The organism is Borreliella spielmanii (assembly GCF_014201705.1).
In the GTDB taxonomy this organism is placed as follows: domain Bacteria; phylum Spirochaetota; class Spirochaetia; order Borreliales; family Borreliaceae; genus Borreliella; species Borreliella spielmanii.
The window spans coordinates 1-4,816 of sequence record NZ_JACHFA010000017.1 but is presented as its reverse complement, the minus strand read 5'-3'; the positions used below and the strand labels follow the sequence as shown (position 1 = coordinate 4,816).

Annotated in this window: 6 protein-coding genes; 3 read left to right on the top strand and 3 right to left on the bottom strand. The window is 22.9% G+C overall.

What is annotated here, in order from left to right:
• Window positions 1–116 precede the first annotated feature (116 nt).
• Entirely contained in the window at window positions 117–857 is a 741-nt protein-coding gene (locus HNR35_RS05505) for a ParA family protein (protein ID WP_183224474.1), read from the top strand.
• A complete protein-coding gene (locus HNR35_RS05500; RefSeq protein WP_183224470.1) occupies window positions 848–1,120 on the top strand; it encodes a hypothetical protein in 273 nt (90 codons plus the stop codon). The genes HNR35_RS05505 and HNR35_RS05500 overlap by 10 nt, the downstream gene beginning before the upstream one ends.
• Before the next feature lie 568 nt (window positions 1,121–1,688).
• Here HNR35_RS05500 and HNR35_RS05495 read toward each other — a convergent pair.
• On the bottom strand, window positions 1,689–2,279 hold the full coding sequence (locus HNR35_RS05495; protein ID WP_183224472.1) for a hypothetical protein: 591 nt from the start codon (window positions 2,277–2,279) through the stop codon (window positions 1,689–1,691).
• 258 nt (window positions 2,280–2,537) lie between these two features.
• Here HNR35_RS05495 and HNR35_RS05490 point away from each other — a divergent pair, with 258 nt between their 5' ends.
• Window positions 2,538–3,128: a hypothetical protein gene (locus HNR35_RS05490; RefSeq protein WP_183224472.1), complete on the top strand. Its 591-nt coding sequence runs from the start codon at window positions 2,538–2,540 to the stop codon at window positions 3,126–3,128.
• A 568-nt stretch (window positions 3,129–3,696) separates the two neighbouring features.
• On the opposite strand, the gene HNR35_RS05485 is transcribed toward HNR35_RS05490, so the two are convergent.
• Window positions 3,697–3,969 (bottom strand): hypothetical protein, encoded by a 273-nt coding sequence (locus tag HNR35_RS05485; protein WP_183224470.1) that lies wholly within the window; start codon window positions 3,967–3,969, stop codon window positions 3,697–3,699.
• Window positions 3,960–4,679, bottom strand: coding sequence for a ParA family protein (locus tag HNR35_RS05480; RefSeq protein WP_336509709.1), 720 nt, complete (start codon window positions 4,677–4,679; stop codon window positions 3,960–3,962). Before HNR35_RS05480 ends, HNR35_RS05485 begins: the two co-directional genes overlap by 10 nt.
• Between the last annotated feature and the right edge of the window lie 137 nt (window positions 4,680–4,816).

The following is a 4,816-nucleotide window of genomic DNA, read 5'->3' as shown; positions in this document are numbered from 1 at the left end:
ATATGATATAAAGTAATTAATATATGATATAAAGTAATTAATATATGATATAAAGTAATTAATATATGATATAAAGTAATTAATATATGATATAATATAATTAAAAGGAAGTTTACATGAAAAAAATAGCATTTCATATTCAAAAAGGTGGCGTTGGAAAAACTACCTTAAGTGGGAATATAGCAAGCTATTTGTCTAAAACAAAAAAAGTTATATTAGTTGATTGTGATATACAGCAAGGAAGTTCTTCTACATGGTTTCTTAATCATGAAATTCTTAGGTTAGACATTAAGGATTCTCTTTTAAATACGGTAAATATAGATCAAGTATTAAAGCAAATACAAAAAAATTTTTATATTTTGCCATGTGTGCCGAGCGGAACTTTTAGAAGAGATGTTCAGCATAAATTACAGGATTTTCCATATTTGATAGATGATTTTTGCTTGGAATTGGAAAAATTGGGATTTGAATTTGCGATTTTTGATTTATCTCCCAGTTTTGAGCTTTGGGAGCGAAGAATTATTCTTGCAATGTGCGAAGTTATTACTCCATTGACTCCAGAATTTTTAAGTCTTGAAGGAATTAATATTTTTAAGGAAGAGTTTGATTCTTTGTTAAAATCTTATAGAAAAAAGGTTAAACACGAGAAGATTATTTGTAATATGCTCAATAAAAGTTTCAAAAGACATAATTTACATTTAAGTCAATTTAAAACTTTTGGATATGATCTTTATGAGATTGGACAAGATGCTAAAATAGCAGAATCGCAGCTGTATAAAAAGTCGATTTTTGATTATTATCCTGAGAGTAAATCCATCTTAGAACTTTCAAGATTGGGGGATGCTTTATGCCTATAAGTAAAGAGGTTGATTTGGAAGAAATCATTAAACAAAATGTTGGCAAATCTAAATTTGCTTTTCGTGTTGACAATGATGTTATTAGTAATAACATATCAAATATTAAGCCTGGTAGATCAAAGATGACGATCAAACAAATAAGTGTAGGATTGAAATATGAATATTGGGTTGAGTTTTATTCTATTTTAGATAAAAGGGGATTAACAGCTTCTGGTTTTATAAGAACTTTAATTATGGAATATATAGAAACTTCTAAGAAATAATATTTTTTAGCTTTAAATAATAACTTAAAGTTTTAATGTCTTTAAGTCGCCTCAATATAAGGTTTATCAATGAAAAATGTTTTATTATTGATATCTTGCCATATGTTATTATTTTATATTAAAGCTTTTATTGGTTAAAATAATATAGCTTTAATTGCAATTAATACAATAATCTAGATTATTGTATTAATTGCAATTAAAGCTATTAATATTATTATAAATATATAAAACTTATTGTTAATAATTAATAGATAAAAAATTAATTTTAACATTTCTATTAATAAGAAAAAAATATCAAAACATTTTTTACAAAATTTTATTAATTTTGTAAAAAATGTTTTTAATTGCATGTGAAAATATACTATACACATAGTTAAGCATGAATATACTATTATTGCTGTCATAAAATTTTAATTCTCCCTTAATTTCCGATAAATTTCAGTCTATCTCAATTCTTATAAAATTCCATTTTTATTTATTTAAAGTTTTATATTATTTGCATGCATTTATTAAATGCATATTATAATCTTACTATTTAATAGTATCTTTAAATATTAATTTAGCCATACTATTTTTTAAAAAGTTTCCATCCAAAAAATTTTTTTGTTTCCTCTTTTTTATTTTTTCTACTTAGTTTGTCACATTTAATAGGTATTCTTTTTTCTCTAGGTTTTGCATTAAAAATAATAAGTATATTATCTATATAATCTTTATTTAATGTTTTAAATAAACCATATTGATCTAGATCTAAGACATAGTTAGGATTTATTTTTTTTAAAATTTTAAAATAATAGGATTTGCCCGGTAATATTATTGGATTTTTATATATTTTTATTGCAAACTCTTCAAACGTTATAGCATTTTTAACTAATTCTAATAGATTATACTTGGGAAAATATTTGATGGCATTATAGCTTTTTAAAAAGTTTGGTGTTATAAAATATTTTAAAATTTGTTCTTTGGGATATAAATTAATACTTTTTTTGCCATATTTTTTGAAAGCTTTTATATTTTGTGATGGTTTATAGGGGGTAATTTTCCCTTGTTTTTCTAATCTAAGCAGCTTTATATAAATGGTATTTTTTTTTATGCTTTTATTTTGCATGATTTGTATTTCTTTTAAAGTAAAATATTCTTGATTTTTATCATCAATAAGCATTGTTACACCCTTATATTTTGTTTGTATGTAGTTTACTATAAGTAGGTTAATGTGTCAAATGAAATGATAGTTAAAAGCTATTATTTCCTCAATTTCCAAATTGAGCTTTAAACTAATTAATTATAAATGCATTTATAATTAATTAGTTTAAAGCTCAATTTGGAAATTGAGGAAATAATAGCTTTTAACTATCATTTCATTTGACACATTAACCTACTTATAGTAAACTACATACAAACAAAATATAAGGGTGTAACAATGCTTATTGATGATAAAAATCAAGAATATTTTACTTTAAAAGAAATACAAATCATGCAAAATAAAAGCATAAAAAAAAATACCATTTATATAAAGCTGCTTAGATTAGAAAAACAAGGGAAAATTACCCCCTATAAACCATCACAAAATATAAAAGCTTTCAAAAAATATGGCAAAAAAAGTATTAATTTATATCCCAAAGAACAAATTTTAAAATATTTTATAACACCAAACTTTTTAAAAAGCTATAATGCCATCAAATATTTTCCCAAGTATAATCTATTAGAATTAGTTAAAAATGCTATAACGTTTGAAGAGTTTGCAATAAAAATATATAAAAATCCAATAATATTACCGGGCAAATCCTATTATTTTAAAATTTTAAAAAAAATAAATCCTAACTATGTCTTAGATCTAGATCAATATGGTTTATTTAAAACATTAAATAAAGATTATATAGATAATATACTTATTATTTTTAATGCAAAACCTAGAGAAAAAAGAATACCTATTAAATGTGACAAACTAAGTAGAAAAAATAAAAAAGAGGAAACAAAAAAATTTTTTGGATGGAAACTTTTTAAAAAATAGTATGGCTAAATTAATATTTAAAGATACTATTAAATAGTAAGATTATAATATGCATTTAATAAATGCATGCAAATAATATAAAACTTTAAATAAATAAAAATGGAATTTTATAAGAATTGAGATAGACTGAAATTTATCGGAAATTAAGGGAGAATTAAAATTTTATGACAGCAATAATAGTATATTCATGCTTAACTATGTGTATAGTATATTTTCACATGCAATTAAAAACATTTTTTACAAAATTAATAAAATTTTGTAAAAAATGTTTTGATATTTTTTTCTTATTAATAGAAATGTTAAAATTAATTTTTTATCTATTAATTATTAACAATAAGTTTTATATATTTATAATAATATTAATAGCTTTAATTGCAATTAATACAATAATCTAGATTATTGTATTAATTGCAATTAAAGCTATATTATTTTAACCAATAAAAGCTTTAATATAAAATAATAACATATGGCAAGATATCAATAATAAAACATTTTTCATTGATAAACCTTATATTGAGGCGACTTAAAGACATTAAAACTTTAAGTTATTATTTAAAGCTAAAAAATATTATTTCTTAGAAGTTTCTATATATTCCATAATTAAAGTTCTTATAAAACCAGAAGCTGTTAATCCCCTTTTATCTAAAATAGAATAAAACTCAACCCAATATTCATATTTCAATCCTACACTTATTTGTTTGATCGTCATCTTTGATCTACCAGGCTTAATATTTGATATGTTATTACTAATAACATCATTGTCAACACGAAAAGCAAATTTAGATTTGCCAACATTTTGTTTAATGATTTCTTCCAAATCAACCTCTTTACTTATAGGCATAAAGCATCCCCCAATCTTGAAAGTTCTAAGATGGATTTACTCTCAGGATAATAATCAAAAATCGACTTTTTATACAGCTGCGATTCTGCTATTTTAGCATCTTGTCCAATCTCATAAAGATCATATCCAAAAGTTTTAAATTGACTTAAATGTAAATTATGTCTTTTGAAACTTTTATTGAGCATATTACAAATAATCTTCTCGTGTTTAACCTTTTTTCTATAAGATTTTAACAAAGAATCAAACTCTTCCTTAAAAATATTAATTCCTTCAAGACTTAAAAATTCTGGAGTCAATGGAGTAATAACTTCGCACATTGCAAGAATAATTCTTCGCTCCCAAAGCTCAAAACTGGGAGATAAATCAAAAATCGCAAATTCAAATCCCAATTTTTCCAATTCCAAGCAAAAATCATCTATCAAATATGGAAAATCCTGTAATTTATGCTGAACATCTCTTCTAAAAGTTCCGCTCGGCACACATGGCAAAATATAAAAATTTTTTTGTATTTGCTTTAATACTTGATCTATATTTACCGTATTTAAAAGAGAATCCTTAATGTCTAACCTAAGAATTTCATGATTAAGAAACCATGTAGAAGAACTTCCTTGCTGTATATCACAATCAACTAATATAACTTTTTTTGTTTTAGACAAATAGCTTGCTATATTCCCACTTAAGGTAGTTTTTCCAACGCCACCTTTTTGAATATGAAATGCTACTTTTTTAATTTCAACTTCCTTTTAATTATATTATATAATATATTAATTACTTTATATCATATATTAATTACTTTATATCATATATTAATTACTTTATATCATATATTAATTACTTTATATCATAT